Genomic DNA, 24,090 nt, shown 5'->3' on the forward strand with positions numbered 1-24,090 from the left:
ATCCCGCGGCTATGCGGCGCAAACGTCACCGCTCGCGTAGTGGGCGGCCTCGTGTCGCCCCGTTCACCGCCTATTCGTCGGCCAGCTTCTCCAGAATCTCCTCGGGGATATCGAAGTTGGCATAGATTTTCTGGACATCGTCGAGGTCTTCAAGCATTTCGTATAGCTTGAGCAGACTCGAAGCCTGTTTCTCCTCGGTAATCTTGACCGTGTCCTTGGGATTCATCGTCACCTCGGCTTCGGCCATCGGAATACCTTTGGCCTCGATTGCCGACCGCACGGTGTCGATGTCTGCGGGTTGAGTGATAATCTCGTAAGCGCCGCCGTCGGTCTTGATATCCTCAGCCCCGGCCGAGAGAGCTACTTCCATGAGAGTGTCTTCATCGATCGCATCCAGGTCCACGGTAATAACGCCCTGTTTCTCGAACATCCAGGCAACACAGCCGCTGGCGCCGAGATTACCGCCGTACTTGGTCAGCGCATGACGCACTTCACCGACGCAGCGGTTTTTGTTGTCGGTCAGTGCTTCCATGTAGATCGCGACGCCGCCCGGCCCGTACCCCTCGTACGTGATCGATTCATAGACTACCCCGGGAAGCTCGCCGGTTCCTTTTTGAACGGCTCGCTTGATATTGTCGGCCGGCATGTTCGAGGCTTTGGCCGCTGCGATTGCCGTACGCAGACGGGGATTGCCGTCAGGATCGCCACCGCCCTCACGCGCCGCGATGGTGATTTCCTTAATATGCCGAGTGAATACCTTACCCCGCTCGGCATCCAGCTTGCCTTTTTTGCGTTTGATCGTTGCCCATTTTGAATGACCGGACATCGGGCCAACCTCCTGTATCGTGAAATTATATATTCCTGTCTGTAAGTCACATAACGACCCGATAGCGATAATAACATATCACTCGCCGCTTGGCAAGAGCTAGATGTAACAGAGATAGTAACTTATGGAAAACTCAGAACCGCAGTCTGACGACCTCACGGCGCACCAGTGCCTCCGGCAAGGCAGCTTGTCCAGCCGGAACAGCTTCGACATCCTGCTCGATAAACTCCAACTGCGCCTGATAGAGCCGGTAGATTAACTCTAAACTTGTCCCATAGCGCGGTTCAAGGATTTCGCATAGACGGTCGACTGAACGACGAGCGCGTTCTCGGTAGTAATACGCCAGGCCTATATAGCGGTCGACCAAACGGTATAGTTCCGGCTTGCCGACACCGGTCTCCGCGGCTTGTCGTAAATCAACCGGAGACAAGCCGGAAGCCCGAACGAGGGAATCGCAGAAATAATTCAAACCAGCCTGCTGATCCTTGCGAAAATCCCTGAGGATGTGCGTAAGATAGCTGAACAAAGCCAGTGGCCGAACGGCGCGTCGGATATTAAAACCAGGTGCGATTTAGTTGCCGTCGACGAACTTAACACCACAAAGGTGTATGAAAACCGCCGCCGGAGCCACCGCAGCGCCCTCGCAATAGCGAAGAAAATCTATGAAACGGGGGAAGCTGCAATGTCTTATATCATGTCGCTTTGCCTGCACCAAGCGAGACCAGGGCCAGAGCGGTAAGGCAAAACGAGTCATGATCTCTATCAGGTCGTGAAATTGCCCATCGGCCGGCACCACCCCGTTGATGCCTTGTAAGAAAGCAGTTAACTCGGAGTCGATTGCCGTAGCGATACGTTCATTGCCGTACCGATCGGAAACTCGATAGCTATCGACTAAATCATCCAGGTACCGCATCGACCGACAACAGACTCGGAATGCGTTATACCGCTCCCGTTCCCAGAACCTAGCGGCGATATCCAGGTTGGGATTATCCAGAACCTTGGTATAATACAGATCCTGAGCATCATTACTAGCAAAAACGCCTTTGTCCATACATGGTTATACGCTGTACCTGAGTCGGACATTAGACAGTTTTGATTCGATTGTTAGACTTACCGTCGTCCGTAAAATGAAAGACTTTCGCCGGTGGCTCTTAAGCCTTATCTTGGTTTTGTGGACTTTGCGAGCGGATTCAGCCCTGTCATTTCCGATCATCGCCGGTAATACAAGCCCTCCGGTTGCGTGATTATAGACTCCGACCTCGCAAAGTGGGCGGTCTTGCATCACCCGTTGATCAGCCGTACCCGAGATAAATCATCGAGTGTGCGGCCTTCTCACAAGCCTCTGTAGTTGCAAGGGTAGATTTGGGAGAACGAATCATGCCGTCAGTCTTTACTCATATCATAAACCGCCGGATGAAGGCTAAGATATACTATGAAACCGATGAGGTGATCGTTATTGCCGACCATCGACCTCAGGCAATGGTGCATTTGCTGATCATATCAAAGGAAGAATACCGCAACTTCTACGAAGCACCGCCGGAGGTCCTGGCCATGATGAATCGGACGGCCAAATTAATCGCCGAAAAGCTGGGGATTACCGATCATTTCAGGCTTATTATCAACAATGGCTTCTGCCAGGAAATCGACCATCTCCACTACCACTTTCTGTCAAATGAAGGCGGTGAAAAGTTGGAGTATCTGGAGGAATAAGCTCTCGTTTAACAAAGGCATGAACCAACCGCACATTCCGGTTGACAAGCTGCTGAGAATCCATAGATTACAACCGATATGAAATGTATGAGTTATACTATAAATGCCAACCTTAGAACGGTCGAGGGGGGGTGTGTTTATTGACCGGCGTTAGAATTCGTGACGATGAGTCATTTGAAAGGGCTCTTCGGCGATTCAACAAGTTCTGTGAAAAGGCTGGTATCCTGTCGGATATTAAGAAACATCAGCACTATGAGAAACCGTCCGAGGCCAGAAAGCGCAAGCTGGCGGCTGCTCGCCGCAAGGCTCGACGGATGAAGTTTAGAGAGAATCATTAATCGATGTCTCTGTTACAGAAACTTGATCAAGACATAATAAAGGCCCTCAAGGCCGGTGAAAAGCAAAAGCTGACCGTCCTTCGGGGCCTTAAGTCTGCCGTAAAATACGCGCAGATCGACGGCAAGAAAGAGTTGACCGACAACGACGTAATAGCCGTACTCGGTTCACAGGCCAAGAAAATTCGCGACGCCATGGAGCAGTTTGCCAAAGGCGGTCGTGAGGACCTGGTGAATCAAAGCAAGTTTGAGTTGGAAGTGATCGGTGGTTATCTCCCGGAACAGATGTCCGAGGATGAACTGAGAAAGCTCATTGAAGAAGCCATCGCCGAAACCGGCGCCGATTCACCTCAAAAAGTCGGCCTGGTAATGAAAGCGGTCATGCCCAAGCTCAAAGGTCGCGCCGACGGTAAGCAGGTCAATAAGCTGGCCATGGAAATCCTTGCCAAGTGATTTAACAACTCTCTATATTTTGTCAGTTGTTGGCCAATCTGTCTCAAGGGAGTTGTTGATATGAATTGGATTGATGCCGTCTTGATAGTGGTTGTGTTGGCTTCCGTGATAATCGGTTCCAAGAAAGGACTGGTGCGGGAGTTAATGGCCTTTCTGGTGTTCTTCACCGCTGTGGTCATATCAGTTACCTACGTCGATGGCTTTGCTGTCTGGGTTTATGACCAGCTCGGCGGCTCTCCCCTGATTTCGGCCTTTCTCTCTTTCGCGATTCTCCTGGCTGCCAGCTATGCAGCTTTCAAACTGACCGGACTCCTGTTCTACAAAATCGCCGACATCAAAGACAGCGGCAAACGGGACCAACTGGGCGGGGCTTTGGTCGGATTCTTACGCGGTTGGGTGGCTATCGGCTTTCTGACCTTCCTGACCTTTCTCTTGCCGATGCCCGAAGGTTATTACACATCATTTGAGTCGAGCTTCTTTGGCCCGACCGTTGCCAAAACCATCCCCCTGATGTTTGAGGGTACTTCCAAACTGCATCCATCGAAACCGAGTTTTATGGATCAGATGGAAAAAACTCTGTTGGTATCACCGGAGAATTCGAACAACAGCCAGGACGTCGAGGAACACCGCGTCGAGGTTCATCATGTGCTCTATCTGATAGATCGCTTTTTTAACACCGGCATGAACCAGAGTTGATTTGGCTTTTTTTTCGATCCTATTTGGATATATTGAAGCCGGCGCGATGCCGGCTTTTTTGATTCCCGCCGCGCCCATACAAAAATGATTGATCCGCATACGCTAAAAACTCTCGAGTTCGACAAGGTGATAACCGCTATCGAAGGTTATTGCCTGACTGTTTATGGACACGATCCGGTACGAGCTATCGCACCGACAACCGACCGCGAACGAACCCGGAATCGACTGGCCGAAATCTCACAGATGATGGATGTTATCAGGTTCGAGATAGCCTTTCCTCTTTATCGCATTGACGATGACTGCCGGGAGGTACTCAGGAAATCTACCGTTGAGGGCGGTTTCATAGATCCGCCGGAAATGCTGGCAGTGCTTCGTCTGGTCAATGATTCGATTCGTTTGCATGAATACGAACCTGACGAGCGTGACAAATGGCCGACCATAGATAATTATCTACGCGGACTGAGGGCATTTCCGGAACTTCGCGACGATATCAATCGGGCAATCGACAATGACGGTACGGTGAAAGATAATGCCTCCCCCGCTTTGCGACACATCCGGATCGAATTGGCCAATACACGGCGTAAGATCATGGCTCGCCTGGAAAACATCCTCTCCACCCGGGAGAAGAAAACCGGCTGGCAGGATGATGTCGTGACCCAGCGTAACAGCCGTTACGTGATCCCGGTCCCGTCGAGCCGCTACGACTCGAACTTCGGCATCCTTCACGACCGCAGTCAAAGCGGTGCGACCTTTTTCGTGGAACCTCAGGAAACGGTCGAGATGAACAACCGCATCAACCTGCTGATGCAGGAAGAGCGGATGGAAATAGATCGCATTCTCCGTGCCCTGACAGCCGAGATCGGCATGAGATCACAAGCACTTATCGAAAACACTCGCCTAATCGGCGAACTTGACCGGATCCATGCATCGGCCACTTTGGGAGTTAAAATCGAAGCTCATTCGCCGCAGTTAACCGAAGAAGCCTCGGTCGAATTGATCAACTCCCGGCATCCGCTCCTGATAATACAACTGGGTGATGTTAAAAAAGTAATCCCGACTAGTTTCACGCTGGGAGATGATTACCAGATCGTTCTGGTCACCGGTCCCAATACCGGCGGAAAAACCATTACGTTGAAAACCATCGGCTTGTCGGTGCTAATGGCCATGGCCGGATTGCCGATCTCTGCGGATGAGAAATCACGCATCGGTGATTTCCGCCAGGTACACGCCGACATCGGCGATGAACAATCCATCGAGCTGTCGCTTTCGACTTTTTCGTCACACATAACCAATATCATCCACAGCCTCGATGATGCCGGACCTCGCACCCTGCTGCTGTTCGATGAAATAGGCGCCGGCACCGATCCCAAGGAAGGCTCCGCATTGGCCGAGGCAATTATAAATTTCGGCATCGAGCAACAGGCGAGAATAGTTGCCACTACGCATTATTCCGAGCTGAAGACAATGGCGATGGAACACCCCGAGATCGAGAATGCCTCGCTTGAATTCAACCGCGAGACGCTTGCCCCGACCTATACGTTACAAATGGGCATTCCAGGTTCGTCATACGCGGTCGAGATTGCGCGAAGACTCGGTATGCCGACATCCATCTGTGACCGGGCCGGTGAAATTCTCGGCGAGAGTGAACGCTCGTTGACGGAGTTGATCGCCACCCTTCAGGAAGACCTGGCTCAAATTCGCAAAGATCGACAGGAGTTGTCCAAACGGCTGGCCAAAGCCAACGCCCAGGAACAATTCTATCGCATGGAGATGGAACGAATCCAGAAGGATGTCGATAATCGCAAGCAGAACTCACTCGAAGAAACCGAAACATTCCTGCGTGAAACACGCAAGGAGATCGAACGCCTCGTTGCCGAACTGCGGGATTCACAAGCCTCTAAAGAATCGGTCAAGAAATTCCACCATGCTCTCCAGAAACGCGAAAAAGAACTCGGCAAAGTCAAACGCAAAGAAAATAAACAGGATTCTTCCTCCCCCGGTGATTTCCAACCGGGTGATATCGTCACGATTCTGTCGCTGGGTAAAACCGGTGAGTTGGAACAGTTGATCGGTTCGGATCGAGCCCGCGTGAAGGTGGGCAATATCGCTACGACCGTCGAGCTGCGCAATCTGAAGAAAGAACAATCCGACGCCTCCGGCAAAACTCCGGGATCGATTCCGAAACTGGTAAGTGAAGACGACCGAATAAGCCCGGAGATTCATCTGCGCGGTATGACTGTTGAAGAGGCGATCGAAAGCCTTGAGCGTTATCTCGACCGCGCTGTCCTGGCGGGACTGAACCAGGTTTACGTTGTGCACGGTAAAGGCACCGGGAGGCTGCGCCGAGCTCTGACCGAGTTCCTCCGAAGTCATCGCGATGTCGCCTCGCTCCGCCTCGGCGACTGGAACGAGGGCGGCGCCGGTGTGACTATCGTCAAGCTGAAGGAATAACATGATTCCTCAGGAGACTATCGACCAGATTCGACAGGCTACCGATATCGTGCAGATAATCGGTGAATACCTGCGCCTGAAAAAACGAGGTCGTAATTACCAGGCACTTTGTCCGTTCCACACCGAAAAGACTCCCTCGTTCAACGTCTCCCCCGATAAACAGATTTTTCATTGCTTCGGCTGCGGCAAAGGCGGCAACGTTTACACCTTCCTGATGGAACATGAAAACATGTCGTTCGTCGAGGCGGTTCGCCACCTGGCCCGCAAAGCGAATATAACGATACGGGAAGAGCGGACATCGCCGGAACGACGCGAACAGATCGAGCGACTCAACTACGCCAACGAAGTGGCCCTGGAGTATTTCCGCAAGACTCTGCGCCTGTCGCAGTATTCACAAGTGTACAACGACTATCTCATCGGACGTCGCGGTCTAAACGAGGAGTCAATCAATAACTTCATGCTCGGCCTGGCCGGCCAGGAATGGGACGGCTTACTCCGTTATGCCACACGCAAGGACTTATCTGCCGAAGATTTGAGCAAGGCCGGGCTGACCATACTATCGGAGAAAAAAGGGAATTACTTCGACCGTTTCCGTCAGCGGTTGATGATTCCGATTATCAATCTCAGTCAGCACCCGATAGCCTTCGGCGGTCGGACACTGAAAAAAGGTGAACCGGCCAAGTACGTGAACTCACCGGAGACGCCGCTCTACAACAAGAGCAATGTGCTCTATGGTCTGAATTTCGCTCGCGACCACATTCGCAACACCAACACCGCGTACGTTGTCGAGGGATATTTCGACGTCATCTCGCTCTGGCAGGTCGGCATCCGCAACGTAGTTGCCTCCAGCGGCACGGCTTTCACTAGTCAACAGGCACGACTCCTGGCCCGCTTTGCCGAAGATGTATATCTGTTTTTTGACGCCGACTCGGCCGGTCAAAAAGCTGCTATCCGTTCGGTCGACTCCCTTTACGACGCCGGCCTCGAGGTCAAGGTGATCGTCGCTCCGGCCGGGGAGGACCCCGACTCACTGGCGCGCACCAAAGGAGCCGACGTGATCCACGAGTTGACTGAAAATGCGTTGGGATTTATCCCCTTTCGCATTCGCGAGATAGACACCGGCGGGCTTGGGATTATCGCCAAGGAGAAACTGATCAAGGAATTCGCCGCTCTGTCGGATAAAATTGCCGATGCCACTCGCCGGGGATTATTTCAGGAAGAAGCCGCCAATGCCCTCAACGTCGATGTCGCTTTGCTGCGACAATCGGTCGCAACCACGCCTGCGGACTTCGAGACGTCTCCCCCACAACCGCGATATAAGTCACATCCTGATGAATTCGAGTTGTTGTCACTGCTGTTCAGCGGCGCCGGAGACATTGACATGGTGTTCGAGAAAATATCTCCCGAGGATTTTGACTCGAAACAACTGGCTCGGCTTTATGCCGCCATGATTAATGAATATCGTACGACCGGAATTGTCGATGCGGCAGCCTTATCGGAATCGGTGCGCGACCCGGAGTTCCTTTCGCTCATTACCGAGGTTGCCTCGCGCCACTGGCCGCCCGAAGAGGTTGACGCAGCCGTCGTTATGGTAGTCAAGGCAATATCGCAGAATAAACGTAAACGTATCCGCAATAGATTGAAACAAGAGTTGGATGAGGCCACCGCCGCCGGTGACGATAAAAAAGCCGAACGATTGCTCAAGGAAATCAACGATCTGTTGTAGAAGCTTATGCTGACCAGTCTGCACATCGAAAACATCGCCCTGGCGGAGAACGTGACGCTGGAATTCGAGGCCGGGCTTTCCGTCCTTACCGGCGAGACCGGCGCGGGCAAGTCGATCATCGTCAACGCTCTCGCTTTGGCTATGGGTGATCGCGCCGACCGTGAGTATGTTCGCCACGGTGCGGAGGAAGCACGAGTTGAAGCCTGTTTCAATATCAGCCATCTATCGAAAAGTCTCCAGAGACAACTGAGTGAATACTGCGAAAATGGTCGCATCCTGATCAGCCGGACAATCTCTTCAGAGGGAGGTTCGCAAAGCAGTATCAACGGTCGCCGGTCAACGGTGGCGCAGATTAAAGAAGCCACCGCACCGTTCGTGGAAATAGTCGGGCAGCATGCCAATCAGGCGCTCATGGATGAGTCCAACCATCTCTCTTTTCTGGATCGCTTCGGCAGCCTGGACAGCCTCGCCGAGGAAGTCGCCGAAGACTTCCGGAAATGGCAGAGCAATCGCACCAAACTGGAGCATCTGCGCAATCGCCGAGCACAACTGCACCAGGAACGCGAACTCCTCCTGTTCCAAAAGAAAGAAATCGAGTCAGCCCAGATACGAATCGGAGAAGAACAGGAACTTCTGACCGAACGCAAGGTGCTCGATTCGGCTCGCTTCCTCATGGAGTCGGCGGCGCAAATCGGTGAAGCGCTAGACGGCGAAGAACTGTCGGTAATCGGCCAGGTCGGCATGATTTACAAACTGCTTGACGACATGGCCCGGATCGATCCCAGCCTCGAATCGCAGAGCTCGGAGTTGTACGACATCCAGGTCCGGCTGGAGGAACTTCGCCGTGAAGTGGAGCAGTACGGCGGATCGGTTGAAGACAATCCGGAGCGAATCGAACAGGTCAACAGCCGTCTCGATGAGTTGTACGAGTTGAAAAAGAAATACGGTGGCTCGGAAGACGCCGTGCTTCAGACGCTGGAAGCGATCAAACACAAGCTAACCGACCGAGTCGATGTCGACCAGGCTATTGACAGCCTTGCCGCTGAAGTCGACCGGCAGTGGCTTGAATTCTGCGAACGAGCGCGTGAACTGAGAATAAAACGGATCGCCGTTGCCGGGAGTCTCCAGGCGGAAGTGGAAAAAGAGCTGACTGAGTTGGCGATCAAGGAAGCCCGATTCGAGATCGAATTTGTCGAGGAAATTGACGAAAGCGGCGGTGTCTATATCGACGGCCGGGCGCTCAAACCTTCGGAATCGGGTCTCGAAACCGTCCGGTTTCGCTTTTCCGCCAATCCGGGTGAACCGGCCCGGTCGCTGGTTAAGGTTGCCTCGGGCGGTGAGATATCACGAGTACTGCTGGCGATCAAGTCGGCCGAGTTGAAGCAACGCGGGAAAAATCAACCGGTTTTGTTGTTTGATGAGATCGACGCCGGTATTGGCGGACAAACCGCCCTGCACCTGGCCGAAAAACTGAAGAGTCTGGCCAACCGGGCGCAACTGCTGGTGGTGACCCATCTTCACCAAATCGCAAGGCTGGCGGATCAGCATTACGCCATCGAGAAAAAAGAGACCCGTTCCGGCCGCAACATAATTGCCGTTCGGCGTTTATCCGGACCCGAAATAACCGGCGAACTAGACCGAATGATAGCCCTGCCCACAACGTAATTCCCTGCCTCATAACATCATAAGACTAACCGCCGGGAGGGAAACCGGTAAAAAAAGTTGCCAATGAACTTGAATATCCTCTTCATTGACCGGTATGACTAGTCGAAGGGACGACAGCACCATGGAGACCGATGCTGCACTGGTTATGAAAATAAAAGCTGGTCAGAGACATGCCTTTCGAGAGTTGGTGGAAAGATACAAGAAACCTGCTTATCGAATGGCTCTCGGCCTGATCGGTAATCGCGATGATGCCCTAGATATCTCGCAGGAAGCTTTCCTGCGGGTATACAAGTCGGCGGACACCTTCGATGAGAACCAGCCTTTTCTCCCCTGGTTCTATACCATCATTGCGAATTTGTGCCGAACCTGGATGAGAAGACGCAGTCGCGTCGACAATCGCATGGTTGACGTGGAGGATCCGTCGTTCCTGTTGGTTGATGATTCCAACCCAGAGCAAACGGTAATCAAAAAAGAGACCGTCGCCAGATTGCAAAAGGCGCTCTTGCAGCTTGATTTCAGAGATCGGGAGATAATCATGCTGCAGCATTTCCGTGGGTTGTCTTACGATGAGATCGCCGAGATCCTCAAGATACCCAAGGGTACGGTTATGTCGCGTCTTTATTACTCACGCAAAAAACTGGCGGCGCTCATGGGGAAGAACTGATGAACAAAGATATGCGTGAATATCTGGCAGGCTATGTCGACGGCGAGTTGACCGACGACGAAAAAGCCGCGTTCGAGGAACAATTAGCACGGGATGCGGGACTCAGAGAAGAATTGGATGAATTTCGCAAGTTGAAGGAGGCCACGTCGATGGCTCGATACGCGGATTTGCCGCTGGAGGTCTGGGAGAATTACTGGCGCAACCTCTATCGCAAGGTCGAACGGGGATTGGGCTGGATTCTGGCCTCGATCGGAGCGATCATTTTGCTGGGCTTCGGGCTGTTCGAGGGTCTCAGCAAGCTCTACGCCAATCCGGACGCACCGCTCTGGCTAAAGGTCGGGGTTACGGCGGTTGGAAGCGGCGGCGTTATTTTGCTTGTATCGTACGGTCGCGAGCGGTTATTTGCCTACAACCGTGATCGTTATAAAGAGGTTGAACGATGATCGTAACCACCTGCGAATTCATTGCCGGCAAGAAAATCATTAAAACACTCGGATTGGTTCGCGGCAACACCGTACGTGCACGACATTTGGGACGCGATATCGGAGCCATGTTCCGCAACATTGTCGGCGGTGAAGTTAACGAATACACCAAGCTCCTGGCCGAGGCCCGCGAGCAGTCGATCGATCGCATGATCGAAGATGCACGCCAGATGGGCGCCAACGCCGTAGTGCAGGTGCGATTCTCGACTTCGGAGATGATGCAAGGAGCCGCTGAACTACTGGTTTACGGCACTGCCGTATACGTCGAAGACGACCCGGCCTAGCTTTTTCGCCGACGGAGCGATCATCGGACATTTCTAACAGGATGAACCAGTCGAACTCATCGAACGATGTCGGCAACAACAGGCGGTTGTGGTTACCACAGCCGTTTTTGTTTGTGTTGTGCGTGTACCTGGGCGGGTTGGTGCTGTTCGCATTGGATCGCATAACGTTCCTGATCGTGTACCGGGATCAAGTACAGGATGCAGGCTTGTTCGAGATATTGACCGCCTTCCCGGTCGGCGTCAGGTTCGATCAGATAATCGTTCTTTACATTCTGTTGCCGTTGCTTCTGACGCTTCCCTTCCTGTCGCTTAAGAACCGTATCGTTGCCGGAGTGACACGGGATTATCTGACCGTTCTGACGGCTGTCGTGGTTCTGACAATGATTGTCGACCTCCGCTTCTTCCACTACTTCGGCACACACCTGAATTTCCTGGCTTACCAATACCTCGGCGACGGTGACCTGGCCTGGGACCTGATCCTGGCAGAACCACATTTATGGTTGTACCTGGCGGGTTGGATAATCGTTGTGGCCGTCGTTCGACATTTGATCGGGAGATTGATCAGGCAAGTTCAACCGGCGCCGCATCACGGCAGTTGGTTGGTTCAGGTCGGTTTGCTGGTGGTTTTTATCGCTTTGGCTTTCCTCGGCATCAGAGGACGTGTCGGTCTGGCGCCGATCGACTGGGGAGCCGCTTATTTCAGCCGGAATGATTTCGTCAATCAACTTGCTCTGAACGGTCCCTATACCCTCGCTCGTAATGCCCTTGAACGCGGCGGTGATTTGCGCCTCGCTACGATGAAAGAATCCGAACGATTTCCTTTCGTCACACCTGATGAAGCGCTGGCAACGGTGCGAGAAATGCTCGATCAGCCGGGTGATCTATGGATCGCGCCGGACAGTAATCTTCAACGCATTTCGCACTCCAGCCGACCGTCCCTCCCGTTTCGTCCCAACCTGATTCTGCTCATCATGGAGAGCTGGTCCGGATCGACGACCGGCGTCCTTGGTTGTCCGTACAATCTCACCCCGAATTACGACCGCCTCGCCGAACAAGCGCACCTGTTCACGAATTTTTACGCCTCGGGAACACGAACCAGCTATGGTCTTTCGGCTACGATTGCCTCGTTCCCCTCGCTGCCGGGACGCTCTATCATGACTCGTTACGATGCCGTACATCCGTTTGTCACGCTCTCGGAATTACTTCATGAGCGCGATTATTACAACGTGTTCGCCTACGGCGGCGATATGGTCTTCGACAATATGCAGGGCTTTCTGCGTGAAAAGCGATATGATCGTTTTGTCGGTGAAAACTGGTTTGGCCGTGAGAACGAATTTTCCAAATGGGGTATCCCCGACCAGGTTGTGTTTGACAAGACGGAATACTTGGTCGACTCTCTCCCCCGTCCGTTCAACCTGACCGTGTTGAGTCTTTCCAATCATGAACCGTTCGATCTGCCGGATTCGAGCGTGCAGATGTTCTTCGACGATGCCGACAGTTCCAGAGTTTACAACGCCCAGCGCTACGCCGACTTCGCGCTGGGTCGTTTTCTCGACTGGTTTCAGAGCAGTCCGTTGCAGGACAGCACGATTCTGATTATAACCGCCGATCATTGCCGCTATCGCGCCGCCAACCTGATGCTCGATCCGGTGGTGTTTCGCATTCCGCTGTTGATTTATGCACCAATGCTTTGGAATGACTCCGGCGAGGTCGTGCCGACCTTCGGCTCACAAGTCGATATCCTGCCAACGGTCATGGGACTGATGGGGGGAACATACGAACATGAAAGCTGGGGGCGCGACCTGTTCCGCGTACCGGTTGACTCCGGGTTCGCCACGATCAACGGCAGTGACAGGATAGGATATATCGACCATCTTTTCTACTACATGGAACACCTGGGCCGGTCGATCAAGCTGTTCAATATCGACGTGCTCGATGATCCCTCGGCCGACGTATCGAGCGAGCACCCTGAGGAGTTTGAGGTGATGCAGGAGCGCGTTCGCCGTTACATGCAGGCGGCGGAAGATCAGAGCACGGTTTCTTTACCCTGATCCCGAACAAACAGAAAGCCCGGCCGGAGACCGGTCGGGCTGAATCATCGCATGGATGGAACAATGCTTATTTGTTGCCGATCGGCAGAGAAGCACCGACACAGACCTGAAGCATCATCGCCGACGGATCGGAAAATACGATGTGGAAGCGCGGTGCTACGAAACCGCTGATCTTCTCACCAAACTTCTTCGAGTACAGAATACCGCCGAAGATACCGAAATTGGAGTCATCACCACCGTAGAGGCCACCGCCGAAGTTCAGGTAGAAAGCTTTCTCCTCTTCGTACTGCATCACATACAGGGCATTGGCCAGAACGTTCAACTCAGTGGAACCATCACCACCGCTATATGAACCGTATACACCATAATCAGAGGTATAGTCATAACCATAGTGCTGCCAGCCGAGCTCGCCGCCGATCATTAATCTATCGGTCAGACCATAGTGGAACATCCCGCCAAAACCGATACCGGCACTGGTTTCGAGCTTATACCCTGGACCCTCAATGTCCTTGAAGGCATCGCCAAAGCCAAGGGCATAGCCGAGATAGATGCTGCCCATCATTTTGTCCTTCACGCTCTGCATACCCTGACCGGAAACAGACATGGCGAGGAACATTACTACTACCAGTGTTGTCAGAACATAACGCATCTGTATAATCCTTCCTGGATTCATTTGTGTTGAAACAGGTTTATTCTCTTTGGCTTATTTATTACACTAACTAATTATCGTACCACTCCTTACGGCAGTATTCCTCCTTTCAGTTGTAATTATTCTCAGAGTCGCCGGGAATAAAAAGCCATTCAATATCTGCTGTCAACAAGTACTTTTCCCCCTTCCTCATAATTGTAAAGGCAACAATTAAAAGACTTAAAATAAAACGGTTCAGGCAGATAGCGCCTGAACCGTAGACATAACCGAATCTCTATACGAGTAGAATTATTACTCCAGACTGCCTATCACAGCCTCGACTTCCGTCAGCAGTTCACCTGATTTAACTAGTTCTTTCATCGCCGTATGGTCGGGATAAAGCGGACGATCGACATCAAGGAAATCGACATGACGCCGCACCACCTCATGGGCTTTAGTCGTCCCGACACCGAACTTCCAATCGCGGAGATCAAGCGCCTGAGCAGCGGCCATCAACTCGATCCCGAGCACGCCGTTGGCGTTGTCGAGAATCTGGAAATTCTTGATAGCGGTGTTCATTCCCATCGAAACGAAATCCTCCTGATCGGCAGCGGCCGGGATCGACTGGATCGAGGCCGGTGCGGAAAGGATACGCTGCTCGACGATCTGCATGTCGGCCGTGTACTGCGAGAGCATCAGCCCGGAGAACATCCCCGCGCCCTTGGTCAGAAACGGCGGAAGACCGACGCTGAGAGCGGGATTGTTGAGACGGTTCATCCGGCGTTCCGACAAAACGCTGATCATAGTAATACAGGCGCCGGCCATATCCATCGGTACGGCCACCGGTGATCCCTGGAAGTTCGCGCCGGAAAGAGCCAGGTCTTCCTCCGGGAAAAATATCGGATTGTCTCCGACACCGTTAAGCTCGATTTCCACCTGCGAGCGAGCGTACGCGAGAGCGTCATGAGCCGCCCCGATAACCTGCGGAGTAGAACGCATGGAATAAGCATCCTGTACCTTGCATTTCATGCGTCCTTCGGCCAAATCACCTCCGGCTATCATTTTCCGAATCGCTGCCGCCGAGCGCACGGCTCCGGCAAATCCACGAACTTCATGAATCTTGGACGTATACGGTTTCATATTGGCTTTGAGGGCTTCAAGCGACATCGACGCCGCAATCTCCGCCTGTTTGAGCCAGCGGTTGGCATCGTACAAGAAAATCGCACTCATCGCCGTCAGGACGTTGGCGCCGTTGATCGTAGCCAAACCATCGCGAGCCTTAAGCCCCGGAACCGGTATCCCGGCCCGATCCATTGCCTCCTTACCGCTGAGCAGTTCACCCTTATAATAGGCCTTCCCTTCGCCCATCATCAGGAGGGCGATCTGTGACATTGGAGCGAGATCGCCGCAGGCTCCGACGGAGCCTTTCTGGCAAACGAAAGGAGTTACCCCTTTGTTGAGCAGCTCGACCAATGTCTGGGTGATTTCCGGCCGACAGCCGCTGTTGCCGTGGGCATGGACGTTGATCCGGGCAGCCATAGCGCCACGGACATATTCGATAGGAGCCGGATCACCGATCCCGGCGGCATGGTTGTAGATCAGGTATTTCTGAAACTGCTTGACCTGTTCATCGTCGAGCACGACTTCGGAGAATTCACCGATCCCCGTGTTGACGCCGTACATGATCTCGCGGGCTTCGATTTTCTTTTCAAGCATGGCGCGACAGCGCTTGATCCGCTCCAGAGCGTCAGCCGCCAGCTCCACCGGCTCGTTGTGACGAGCGATTTGGACCAGCTTTTCAACGGTCAATCCCGAACCATTCAATACGATAGACATATATTACACTCCGTTCCTGGTTATCCTGTAAATGAGACAATTGCCCGATTCAGGCAAAAAACTAGAACCGAGGACATACCTCAGGTATCCTGCAGACCGGAACCGGTCTTGGGATTATATCGCGAGCGCGAGGAGGGCCGATAATATGAGTGCGGTTTGATAACCGTCATTCGTTTGTTTTTCACCATAAACACCTCCTGAATTCAGAGCCCATATTACGGGCAAAAAAGCAGTTGTCAATTGAATTTGACCTGCTATTATACGCCCCATGAGTCAGCTACCTCTGCTTTCAGAGTACATGGCAGAACAGGAGTTTGTCGCCCTCGACACCGAAACAACCGGGATTTGGGCTCCGGCCAATCGGATGGTCGAAATTGCAGCCGTTAAGTTTCGACTGGGAAGTCCCGAAGACCGGCGGTTCGAGTCGCTTGTCAACCCGGAGCGGTCTATTCCCAATGAGGTTATCCGTATCCACGGCATTACCGACGACATGGTCGCCGATGCCCCCTCCGGCCGTGAGGTAATGAGCCGTTTCCTGGATTTCATCGGAAAGGACTCGCTCCTGATCGCTCATAACGCCCCGTTCGATATCGGTTTTCTCGGTTGTGAACTGGAACGAGCAGAGTTGTCTTATCCCGACAACCCGGTGCTGGATACGATAGATGTTTATCAGCGTTTTTTCCCGGGACAGCCTTCCTATTCACTGCTGTCACTCGTTAAAAAATACGGACTCGGGGAAACACAAGCTCATCGGGCCCTGGCTGACGCTATTTACGTACGGATGCTGATGGACCACGCCGTCAATAAACTATCCACGATCTCATCGCGAGAAGAATTGCTGTCGCGGCTGACCTCATACCAACTCGCCGACTGGAACCGCGAACCGGGTCAATTTCCGGAACGACTGGCCGATCTGAAGCAGGCCGTTGACGACCGTCAACGGATAGTCATTCATTATCGCGGCAACAGCCAGACACCGACCAGACGGGTGATTCGCCCTCTCGGCACTTATACGATCGGAGCCAAGATATACATTCGAGCGCATTGTGAGCGAGCGCGGGCCGAACGCACTTTTCGGATTGATCGGATCGAGCAGTTCGAGATCGTGGACGAATAGAATTATCACAACTCGTGAGTTGTCTTTTTCTGAACAGCTTCTCCCTCTGACACATGTAAATCTATTGTTATCAGGTGCGACCGAAGTCGCACCTGATTCGGGTATATCAGAACTCCGTTTTACCGGAGAAGCGGAACGATCCCAGGTGAATGGCCGGAACGGTCATGCAGCCAATCGCACTCCACCATGACTCGCACTTTTCGACCTCTTTGGACAAGGCTATTGCCGTGCCAAACGAGCGTGTTACGGAATCGGTAAAGCGCAGGTTCTTCAGTCCGCACTTGATTTCGCCGTCTTCAACCAGGAAGGTACCGTCACGGGTCATGCCGGTCAACACCGCATTACGGGTATCGATCAAGCCGTTGATGTAATGGAACCGGGTCACGAGAATGCCTCGTTTCATCTTAGAGATCATCTTCTCGCGCGGAACCGTACCGGGCTTGAGGAATAAGTTCAGAGAAAGAGCTCCCTCGGCGGCTCCATCCGGGGTAAGCGCATGACCGGTCGATTTCTTACCGGCCTTCTTGGCCGAGGCGCTATCGTAAACGACCCCCTTGGCCACTCCCTTATTGAGGAACACGACCTTCTTCTTGGGCACACCCTCGAAATCGAACGGGAAAGACATAGAGGACTGATCGAGGGCGTCATCGTACAGAGTGATCTTCTCGGATGTGAGCTTCTTCCCGATTCGTCCGGCGAGGAACGATGTCCCCTGTTCGAACGACTTGGACCCAAGGCTCACGTAATTGATCCATTCCAGCATTTCCGACACCGCCGGCGGTTCGAGAATAACCTCGTAATCACCCGGTTCTATCGATTGCGGATTGACCGAAAGAGCGCATTTATCAACCGCCCTTTTAGCCAGCATATCGATATCGATCTCTTCAACCTTGCGGCTCGTACCGGCGGCATAACCGGAGGAGTTCTCCGACATGGCAATGATATTGAGCCCGGCATTGCTTCCAGGTTGCCAGGCACGAACACCATTGGAGTTAAGCACGGCGATTTCCGCCTCACCGGTCGAGAATGAACCGGCTACGGTAAATTTCTTCCGTTTAGCTTCAGCGATAATACGCCGTACCCCCCTGGCCCGAGCCGCCGGGGTATAACCGGCGGTGGTATCATCGAAGGTGTTCATTTCAACATACCCGGCCGGTTTCGGAAGTCCCGGGAAAGCCGGATTTTCAGGCTGATTGCGGGCTATCTCAATCGAATCATCGAGCGCCTTCTTCAGATCGGCCGCAACCAGCGAATTGGTCGAAGCCACTCCGACTTTTTTGCCAAAAACGGTCCTGAAAAATATCTTACAGTCTTTTTCGGACACGTTCTGATGAATATACGAATTGGCATAGCGTGTCAGACCATACTCGTTGCCGATATAGACGATTTCGGTCTGATCGGCGGCGGAGGCGGCCAGAAATTTCTCCAGCCGGGCAAACAGTTTCTCACGTCCTATCATTTGCTCACCCCCACTCTAACCTTGCGGAAACGGGCGGGCGAAGCACCGTGTGCGACGTGGGCGGTCTGCATCGGTTCCCCCTTTCCACAGTTGGGCACACCCCAGATGTGCCAGTATTTCTTGTTACAGACAGCATCACAGGAGTTCCAGAACTCCGGCGTAATACCGGTATAAGTCGGGTTCTTGAACATACGGCCGAGCTTGCCGTCCTTAATTTCCCAGGCGCATTCACTGCCGAACTGGAAGTTCAGGCGCTTGTCGTCAATCGACCAGCTCTTATTGAGGTCGAAAAATATCCCGTCTTTCGTGTCGGCGATAAGATCGGCCAGTTCCCATTTCCCGGGTTCCAGGTTGATGTTGGTCATACGGATAATGGGTAAGCGGCTGAATCCATCGGCGCGCATGGTGCCGTTAGAGCGCTGACCGACAACCGGCGCAGTTTCCCGGCTGGTCAAATAACCGACAAATTTCCCGCGCTCGATTATCGGCGTACGCTGAGCCTTGACTCCTTCATCGTCGTAACCAAAACTCCCCAGACCGAGCGGGAGGGTAGCGTCGGCGTTGATACTGACGACCTTGGAACCGTACTGCAACTTATTCAGCTTATCGACGGTCATGAACGATCCGCCCGCGAGTGATATCTCGGTTCCGAGAACACGATCCAACTCAGTCGGATGGCCACAGGATTCGTGAACCTGAAGGGCCATCTGCGGGGCGCAAATGACTATGTCTTTCTCCCCACTGGGACACGGAGCGGCCTTGAGCAGAGCAATCGCTTCTTCACGCACCCGTTCGGCATGATCGAGCATGTGCATCGCTTCGAGGAACTCGTACCCGGCCGTCCCAAAATCACCTCCGAATGAATTCGGATAAGAGCGGCGATGAGCTTCCTTGCCGTCGAATGCTACCGCATCGAAACCACCACCTGATTCCAGAAGATCCTGTTCGATCTCGGCCCCTTCGGTCGAAACGAACAACTTGTTGGTCTTCCAGAAATTCATATTGGCTTCGGTGGTTTTGATCTTTTTGGACTTCCCGGCAATCCGGCAGGCCTCGACCAACAATGCGATTTTATCGTCGGTCGATATTGCAAACGGGTCCTTCTTGAATTTAGTGCAATAATGATCAACGAATGCTTCCTGTTCCGCCAGGATCACCTTCTCTTTGACCGTGGTCGCCGAGGCCTTGGCGATCAACAGCGCCTTTTTGGCCGTGCGCTTCAGGTCGGCAGCGCTCAGTGTGTTAGTGGCGGCGAAACCCCAGGCTCCGTTCGCCAGGACACGAATACCGACACCGACATCGAGACTTCGTGAAAGCGAGTCGACATGGGCGTCGGATACGCGCAACGATTCCTTCTCGGTTCGCACGTAACGACAATCCGCATAGTCGACTTTCTGCCCCCGCAGCCAGTCGATGCACTCTTTCAACTTATCCTTCATGTTACCTCCAAACGCGTGCAGGTTTGAAAACGGTCATTCAAATTAGCCAAAACCATTCAGCCGGTCAAGCTCGGCGATTTCGGGATCGAATTAAATGTACCCTCAATATCCTTGTCAGACGTCGCTCGGCCGCTTATCATTCAAAGTCCGGTTAACTTTTTCAGGAGAAAAAGGATATGAGCCCTACAGATTATCGACCCGGCCAGCGTCTCGTGGTTCACACGGAATACCGATCCGAATTCCCCGACCCAATCATAGTAAGTCGCGGTGACCCTCTGCAAATCGGAGATAAAAAAACTCATTACACCGGCTGGCTCTGGGTGAAAGACGCGGACGGCCGCACCGGCTGGCTGCCGGAGGAATTCATATCGCGCTCGGGCGCAACCGGAACCGCCCTGCGTGACTGTGATGCGACGGAACTGGATATCTTCCCCGAAGACCGCTTGATTGTGATCGAGACAATCGGGGGGTGGGTTCGAGTCAGGACTGAAGACGGTCGAATTGGCTGGGTGCCGGAAGAAAACGTCTCCCTCGACGATTGACCTGAACAAAACGGCTCGTGATTTCGTCTGAAGAGTCATGAATTCAACCGATAACCGCCGCTCCCCTACATAAAAAATGAAATGAGCAAATTGAATCGACATAAGAAGGAACAAGCCATGCACCGCCTGAGAGCTTTAGGGCTGTTTGTCATAGCCTTAATCATTGCCGCCGGGTTGACCGGCCATGCCACTGAATTGGCCGACCTGCAACCGAACCAGCAGTTACACGGTTTTACGGTCCTGAACCTATACGACAACGCTGCCGGAGTTCCGATGGGAGGCCGCTTCATCTCCGACCGTTATGGATTCCTGATTGACCTGCTTCAGATCGAGTCGGTCCCGCAGGCGTTCCTGTATATCAAGACGCCGCCGACTTCGAGCATGGGCGAACCGCACGCCTGCGAACATTTATTGCTCGGCAAGGGCAATCGTGGTCGTTATGTCGCGGCGCTCGAGGATATGTCGCTCTCCAACAGTACGGCTTTCACCGGGCAGGTTGAAACCTGTTACCATTTCAACGTCATAGCCGGAATAGAAACCTTTTATGACATCTTCGAAGCCAAGCTGATGGCCTTCCTTCATCCCGATTTTACCGACGAGGAGATCCGCCGCGAAGTTTGCCATATCGGGGTGGTTGAAGATCCTCAAACGGGCAAGCTATCGCTCGATGAAAAAGGAACGGTCTATACCGAAATGGTGTCGTCGTTCGAGCACCCCTGGTACTATTACGGAGCCGAGACGAACCGGCTGGTATACGGTCCGAGCCATCCGCTTTCGTATATCTCGGGCGGTGACCCCGATGAGATGCGGCACATGGTCCCCGAGGACATGTGGAAGTTCATCCACAACACGCATCACCTGTCCAACATGGGCATGATTCTCTCTTTGCCCGCCAATGTGCCGCTCGATCAGGTTCTGACCGAAATGGACGGCATCTTATCACGTTGCCAGAAGGATGAAGATCACACCGACCAGGTTGGGATCGATGCCATCGCATTACCGCCCGCACATCCGGCGCCGATCGGCACCAGAAAGATCGATGAATACCCGACCGACAATCCCGAGGACCCGGGTTACATCAACTATGCCTGGCCGGCCGACCTGAAGCTCGATAATCACCAGCGAGGTCTTCTGGGACTCTTTCTCCAGACCTTTTCCGGTGGTCAAACCTCGAACCTGTATAATTTGATGTTCAACTCACAGACGCGTGTGGTCGACCTTGGCGCCGGTTATGTTTACGGCAGCTTTGACGACGACCTGGATGTCTCGATTTATTTCGGAGTCGGAAGAATCCCCAGCTCTTTTATCACACCGACCTGGATCGACTCGATTCAGAACATCATCATCAATGAACTGACCCGGGTGCGTGATCTGCCGGACAACTCACCGGAACTCCTCGAGTTCAACAATCGCGCCAAGGGCTTCCTGGAGCAAAGTCGCAAGCAAACCGAGAAATACCTGAACGATCCGCCCATGTTCGGTTATCGCGCCGGAGTCGGCGCCGGTTGGATGGGGCATCTGGCTGAAATCGAGAAGGAGGCCGGATTCCGCAAGAGTCTCATGCAACCGGAGCAATTCGCCTGGTTGAACGAGCAGCTTTCTTCGGGGATAAATATCTGGCGCGAGGCCATCACTCAATGGCATATAATCGAGAGATCTCCATACTCAGTTGCCGCCAAACCCAGCCCGGGACTCATGACCGCACTTTCCGATGCCAAGGCGCAACGCCTTGCCGGATATGTCGAGGATTTCAAAGAGAAATACGGCGTGAGCGATGATCAGGAAGCGATTCGCCGTTATAAAGAAGAGTTCGACGCCAACACCGCCGAACTCGAAGCCCTGGCGGCTAAAACCGAATTGCCCAAGTTCACTGATAATCCTCCCATGACACTGGATCCATTACTCGTCTATGATTCAACGTCGCTGGATTTTGGTGTGCCTTTCGTCGCATCGACCTTTGAAAACATGACCTCTTCCCGGTTCCAGATATATTTCGACATGAACGTCGTCCCGGAATCGCTCATGGTCTTCCTGCCGCTCCTGCCTGATCTCCTGACCGGAATCGGAGTTTACGACGGTGACAATGTTATCCCCTACGATGTCATGGAGGACCGGCTGCGCCAGGAAGTTTTGGGGATTGGTGCTTATTTCGACCTGGGATACGAATCAGGTCGCAACGAGTTGGCCCTGAGCGCTCAGGGCAGCAATCTGACCGAACTGCAGAACGGCCTCGACTGGCTGGATCGGATCACTTTCCATCCCTTCCTGAGCGTGGACAACCTCCCACGCATTATCGACGTGATTGACCAGGCTATTTCGGGATTCCGCAATCGCCGTGAGGGAGCAGAAGAAGGATGGGTTCATGACCCTGCCGACGCCTATCGCTTCCAGAACAATCCTCTTTTTCTTTCGACCAACAGTTTCCTGACCCAGGCTCACCTGGCTCATCGTCTGCGCTGGATGTTCACCGATGCCGGTTCAATCGAAGATCTGGCCCAGGTAACCAATCTGATGAGTCAACTCAAAGCACTGCAATCAACGGTCAGCCGAGATTCGCTCGTCACTGTCCTGACAACAATTGAAACATATTCCGACACTACCGGCGGTCCCCTGGCCGATGCTATCGCCCAGGCGGCCGAGCAATCCCGTCAGCAGTTCATGCGAGCGGCACGATCCCTGAAACAGGCTTTGGCGGATGTCCCGGATGAGAGTCTCGATCAGGATTTCGCTTACCTGTGCGATGAGATCATCTCGGACCTGTCCATGAATCCAACCGATGTGATCGCCCGTATTAACGCCCTGCTGGATTGCTTCCGCAAACGAGACAACGTCCGTACGGCGCTGGTGTCGAACAGCGCCGACCGTGAAGCGATCCTTCCGCGCATCAACCAGTATCTCTCCCACCTCGATACGGCTCCGGCCGTTAAGCAGGTTTATGCCGACCGCGATCGTATTATTGATCGACTGCGCGGACGCACGGGCATAACCGAACGGCCGGTCTACGCCGGGCTGGTTCACGAGGGAACACGCAACGGCGTGTTGATTTTCTCCGCCTCACTCGCGGGAAATTTCGATACCAGCGAGACGGCTATCATCGACGCCCTGACCGGCAAGATGTACTCGGGCGGCGGACCTCATTCGGTCTTCATGCACACCTGGGCGGCCGGTCTGGCTTATTCCAACGGTATTCACTATAACCAGACCAACGGCCGTGTCGACTATTACGCCGAACGTTGTCCGGATGTGGCCGAAACGATGCGTTTCGTAGTCAACCTGATTGAGAATGCTGAAGATGATCCCGGTCTCGTCGATTACTGCGTGGCACAGGTTTTCCTGCGCTCCCGGGCTCCAGGGCAATACGACTCTCGCGGTCTCTCCATGGCCAGTAGTCTTGCGGACGGAGTCGGTCCCGAGGTGCAACGCGCCTACCGCACAAAGCTGTTGCAAGTGGCAAAGGAAGAAAACATCTATGCCAAGCTGAAAGAGCACATGGCCGATGTCTACGGTCAGGTGCTGATCGGCTATGGTCCGAAAGCTGCCCAGTGTAACGATGGTGTTTATTTCCTGATCGGTCCGGAAACTCAATTCGAGTCGCTGGAAGAGTTAATTGACAACAGCGAAGGAGACCAAAAGGTATACAGATTATATCCCAGAGATTATTGGATAACCGCGGGCGCTAATTAAACGTATAGACAAAAGGTAATTAATCGGGGCACGAGCCGGGCA

21 protein-coding genes are annotated in these 24,090 nt (G+C 53.3%); 14 read left to right on the top strand and 7 right to left on the bottom strand.

Annotated elements, in window-relative coordinates:
* Nucleotides 1-70 precede the first annotated feature (70 nt).
* From PLF13_07450 to PLF13_07460, 3 genes are all read right to left on the bottom strand, one after another.
* Complete coding sequence (locus PLF13_07450; GenBank protein HOP07108.1) at nt 71-826, bottom strand: YebC/PmpR family DNA-binding transcriptional regulator; 756 nt, start codon at nt 824-826, stop codon at nt 71-73.
* Nucleotides 827-959: 133 nt separating this feature from the next.
* Nucleotides 960-1,352, bottom strand: a complete 393-nt coding sequence (locus PLF13_07455) for a hypothetical protein (protein HOP07109.1) — start codon at nt 1,350-1,352, stop codon at nt 960-962.
* Between the two features lie 45 nt (nt 1,353-1,397).
* Nucleotides 1,398-1,877 carry a squalene/phytoene synthase family protein gene (locus PLF13_07460; GenBank protein HOP07110.1) on the bottom strand — a complete coding sequence of 160 codons (480 nt, stop codon included), beginning with the start codon at nt 1,875-1,877 and terminating at the stop codon, nt 1,398-1,400.
* Nucleotides 1,878-2,203: 326 nt separating this feature from the next.
* Here PLF13_07460 and PLF13_07465 point away from each other — a divergent pair, with 326 nt between their 5' ends.
* From PLF13_07465 to PLF13_07515, 11 genes are all read left to right on the top strand, one after another.
* Nucleotides 2,204-2,536 (top strand): HIT family protein, encoded by a 333-nt coding sequence (locus PLF13_07465; GenBank protein ID HOP07111.1) that lies wholly within the window; start codon nt 2,204-2,206, stop codon nt 2,534-2,536.
* A gap of 140 nt (nt 2,537-2,676) precedes the next feature.
* A complete protein-coding gene (gene rpsU / locus PLF13_07470; GenBank protein ID HOP07112.1) occupies nt 2,677-2,874 on the top strand; it encodes a 30S ribosomal protein S21 in 198 nt (65 codons plus the stop codon).
* Nucleotides 2,875-2,877: 3 nt separating this feature from the next.
* Complete coding sequence (locus tag PLF13_07475) at nt 2,878-3,324, top strand: GatB/YqeY domain-containing protein (GenBank protein HOP07113.1); 447 nt, start codon at nt 2,878-2,880, stop codon at nt 3,322-3,324.
* A 60-nt stretch (nt 3,325-3,384) separates the two neighbouring features.
* On the top strand, nt 3,385-4,020 hold the full coding sequence (locus PLF13_07480) for a CvpA family protein (protein ID HOP07114.1): 636 nt from the start codon (nt 3,385-3,387) through the stop codon (nt 4,018-4,020).
* An 84-nt stretch (nt 4,021-4,104) separates the two neighbouring features.
* Nucleotides 4,105-6,471: an endonuclease MutS2 gene (locus PLF13_07485; GenBank protein ID HOP07115.1), complete on the top strand. Its 2,367-nt coding sequence runs from the start codon at nt 4,105-4,107 to the stop codon at nt 6,469-6,471.
* Between the two features lies 1 nt (nt 6,472).
* Nucleotides 6,473-8,197 carry a DNA primase gene (gene dnaG / locus PLF13_07490; GenBank protein HOP07116.1) on the top strand — a complete coding sequence of 575 codons (1,725 nt, stop codon included), beginning with the start codon at nt 6,473-6,475 and terminating at the stop codon, nt 8,195-8,197.
* Between the two features lie 6 nt (nt 8,198-8,203).
* Nucleotides 8,204-9,862: a DNA repair protein RecN gene (recN, locus tag PLF13_07495; GenBank protein ID HOP07117.1), complete on the top strand. Its 1,659-nt coding sequence runs from the start codon at nt 8,204-8,206 to the stop codon at nt 9,860-9,862.
* A gap of 94 nt (nt 9,863-9,956) precedes the next feature.
* On the top strand, nt 9,957-10,526 hold the full coding sequence (locus PLF13_07500) for an RNA polymerase sigma factor (protein HOP07118.1): 570 nt from the start codon (nt 9,957-9,959) through the stop codon (nt 10,524-10,526).
* Entirely contained in the window at nt 10,526-10,969 is a 444-nt protein-coding gene (locus PLF13_07505; protein ID HOP07119.1) for a zf-HC2 domain-containing protein, read from the top strand. The genes PLF13_07500 and PLF13_07505 overlap by 1 nt, the downstream gene beginning before the upstream one ends.
* Nucleotides 10,966-11,292: a heavy metal-binding domain-containing protein gene (locus PLF13_07510; GenBank protein ID HOP07120.1), complete on the top strand. Its 327-nt coding sequence runs from the start codon at nt 10,966-10,968 to the stop codon at nt 11,290-11,292. The genes PLF13_07505 and PLF13_07510 overlap by 4 nt, the downstream gene beginning before the upstream one ends.
* A gap of 41 nt (nt 11,293-11,333) precedes the next feature.
* The gene (locus tag PLF13_07515) at nt 11,334-13,343 is read left to right on the top strand and encodes an LTA synthase family protein (protein ID HOP07121.1); all 2,010 of its coding nucleotides are present in this window, start codon (nt 11,334-11,336) and stop codon (nt 13,341-13,343) included.
* A 67-nt stretch (nt 13,344-13,410) separates the two neighbouring features.
* Here PLF13_07515 and PLF13_07520 read toward each other — a convergent pair whose 3' ends face one another.
* Together PLF13_07520 and PLF13_07525 are read right to left on the bottom strand one after the other, a co-directional pair.
* Nucleotides 13,411-13,992 (bottom strand): hypothetical protein, encoded by a 582-nt coding sequence (locus PLF13_07520; protein HOP07122.1) that lies wholly within the window; start codon nt 13,990-13,992, stop codon nt 13,411-13,413.
* Nucleotides 13,993-14,283: 291 nt separating this feature from the next.
* Nucleotides 14,284-15,807: an aromatic amino acid ammonia-lyase gene (locus PLF13_07525; GenBank protein HOP07123.1), complete on the bottom strand. Its 1,524-nt coding sequence runs from the start codon at nt 15,805-15,807 to the stop codon at nt 14,284-14,286.
* Between the two features lie 268 nt (nt 15,808-16,075).
* On the opposite strand from PLF13_07525, the gene PLF13_07530 reads away from it, so the two are divergent.
* Nucleotides 16,076-16,924 (top strand): exonuclease domain-containing protein, encoded by an 849-nt coding sequence (locus tag PLF13_07530; protein HOP07124.1) that lies wholly within the window; start codon nt 16,076-16,078, stop codon nt 16,922-16,924.
* Nucleotides 16,925-17,030: 106 nt separating this feature from the next.
* On the opposite strand, the gene PLF13_07535 is transcribed toward PLF13_07530, so the two are convergent.
* Together PLF13_07535 and PLF13_07540 are read right to left on the bottom strand one after the other, a co-directional pair.
* Nucleotides 17,031-18,383, bottom strand: coding sequence for a TldD/PmbA family protein (locus tag PLF13_07535; GenBank protein HOP07125.1), 1,353 nt, complete (start codon nt 18,381-18,383; stop codon nt 17,031-17,033).
* The gene (locus tag PLF13_07540; GenBank protein HOP07126.1) at nt 18,380-19,822 is read right to left on the bottom strand and encodes a TldD/PmbA family protein; all 1,443 of its coding nucleotides are present in this window, start codon (nt 19,820-19,822) and stop codon (nt 18,380-18,382) included. The genes PLF13_07535 and PLF13_07540 overlap by 4 nt, the downstream gene beginning before the upstream one ends.
* Nucleotides 19,823-19,998: 176 nt before the next feature.
* Here PLF13_07540 and PLF13_07545 point away from each other — a divergent pair, with 176 nt between their 5' ends.
* A complete protein-coding gene (locus tag PLF13_07545; protein HOP07127.1) occupies nt 19,999-20,364 on the top strand; it encodes an SH3 domain-containing protein in 366 nt (121 codons plus the stop codon).
* A gap of 81 nt (nt 20,365-20,445) precedes the next feature.
* Nucleotides 20,446-24,048 (top strand): hypothetical protein, encoded by a 3,603-nt coding sequence (locus PLF13_07550; protein HOP07128.1) that lies wholly within the window; start codon nt 20,446-20,448, stop codon nt 24,046-24,048.
* Nucleotides 24,049-24,090: the final 42 nt, after the last annotated feature.

The sequence above is a fragment of the Candidatus Zixiibacteriota bacterium genome, from assembly GCA_035380245.1.
In the GTDB taxonomy this organism is placed as follows: Bacteria; Zixibacteria; MSB-5A5; order GN15; family FEB-12; genus DAOSXA01.

What these genes read in the sequence shown, in the direction of transcription:
- PLF13_07450 (HOP07108.1), bottom strand. Translation starts at nt 826, where the DNA reads ATGTCCGGTCATTCAAAATGGGCAACGATCAAACGCAAAAAAGGCAAG.
- PLF13_07460 (HOP07110.1), bottom strand. Translation starts at nt 1,877, where the DNA reads ATGGACAAAGGCGTTTTTGCTAGTAATGATGCTCAGGATCTGTATTAT.
- PLF13_07465 (HOP07111.1), top strand. Translation starts at nt 2,204, where the DNA reads ATGCCGTCAGTCTTTACTCATATCATAAACCGCCGGATGAAGGCTAAG.
- PLF13_07475 (HOP07113.1), top strand. Translation starts at nt 2,878, where the DNA reads ATGTCTCTGTTACAGAAACTTGATCAAGACATAATAAAGGCCCTCAAG.
- PLF13_07480 (HOP07114.1), top strand. Translation starts at nt 3,385, where the DNA reads ATGAATTGGATTGATGCCGTCTTGATAGTGGTTGTGTTGGCTTCCGTG.
- PLF13_07485 (HOP07115.1), top strand. Translation starts at nt 4,105, where the DNA reads ATGATTGATCCGCATACGCTAAAAACTCTCGAGTTCGACAAGGTGATA.
- dnaG (HOP07116.1), top strand. Translation starts at nt 6,473, where the DNA reads ATGATTCCTCAGGAGACTATCGACCAGATTCGACAGGCTACCGATATC.
- recN (HOP07117.1), top strand. Translation starts at nt 8,204, where the DNA reads ATGCTGACCAGTCTGCACATCGAAAACATCGCCCTGGCGGAGAACGTG.
- PLF13_07500 (HOP07118.1), top strand. Translation starts at nt 9,957, where the DNA reads ATGACTAGTCGAAGGGACGACAGCACCATGGAGACCGATGCTGCACTG.
- PLF13_07505 (HOP07119.1), top strand. Translation starts at nt 10,526, where the DNA reads ATGAACAAAGATATGCGTGAATATCTGGCAGGCTATGTCGACGGCGAG.
- PLF13_07510 (HOP07120.1), top strand. Translation starts at nt 10,966, where the DNA reads ATGATCGTAACCACCTGCGAATTCATTGCCGGCAAGAAAATCATTAAA.
- PLF13_07515 (HOP07121.1), top strand. Translation starts at nt 11,334, where the DNA reads ATGAACCAGTCGAACTCATCGAACGATGTCGGCAACAACAGGCGGTTG.
- PLF13_07520 (HOP07122.1), bottom strand. Translation starts at nt 13,992, where the DNA reads ATGCGTTATGTTCTGACAACACTGGTAGTAGTAATGTTCCTCGCCATG.
- PLF13_07525 (HOP07123.1), bottom strand. Translation starts at nt 15,807, where the DNA reads ATGTCTATCGTATTGAATGGTTCGGGATTGACCGTTGAAAAGCTGGTC.
- PLF13_07530 (HOP07124.1), top strand. Translation starts at nt 16,076, where the DNA reads ATGAGTCAGCTACCTCTGCTTTCAGAGTACATGGCAGAACAGGAGTTT.
- PLF13_07535 (HOP07125.1), bottom strand. Translation starts at nt 18,383, where the DNA reads ATGATAGGACGTGAGAAACTGTTTGCCCGGCTGGAGAAATTTCTGGCC.
- PLF13_07540 (HOP07126.1), bottom strand. Translation starts at nt 19,822, where the DNA reads ATGAAGGATAAGTTGAAAGAGTGCATCGACTGGCTGCGGGGGCAGAAA.
- PLF13_07545 (HOP07127.1), top strand. Translation starts at nt 19,999, where the DNA reads ATGAGCCCTACAGATTATCGACCCGGCCAGCGTCTCGTGGTTCACACG.
- PLF13_07550 (HOP07128.1), top strand. Translation starts at nt 20,446, where the DNA reads ATGAGCAAATTGAATCGACATAAGAAGGAACAAGCCATGCACCGCCTG.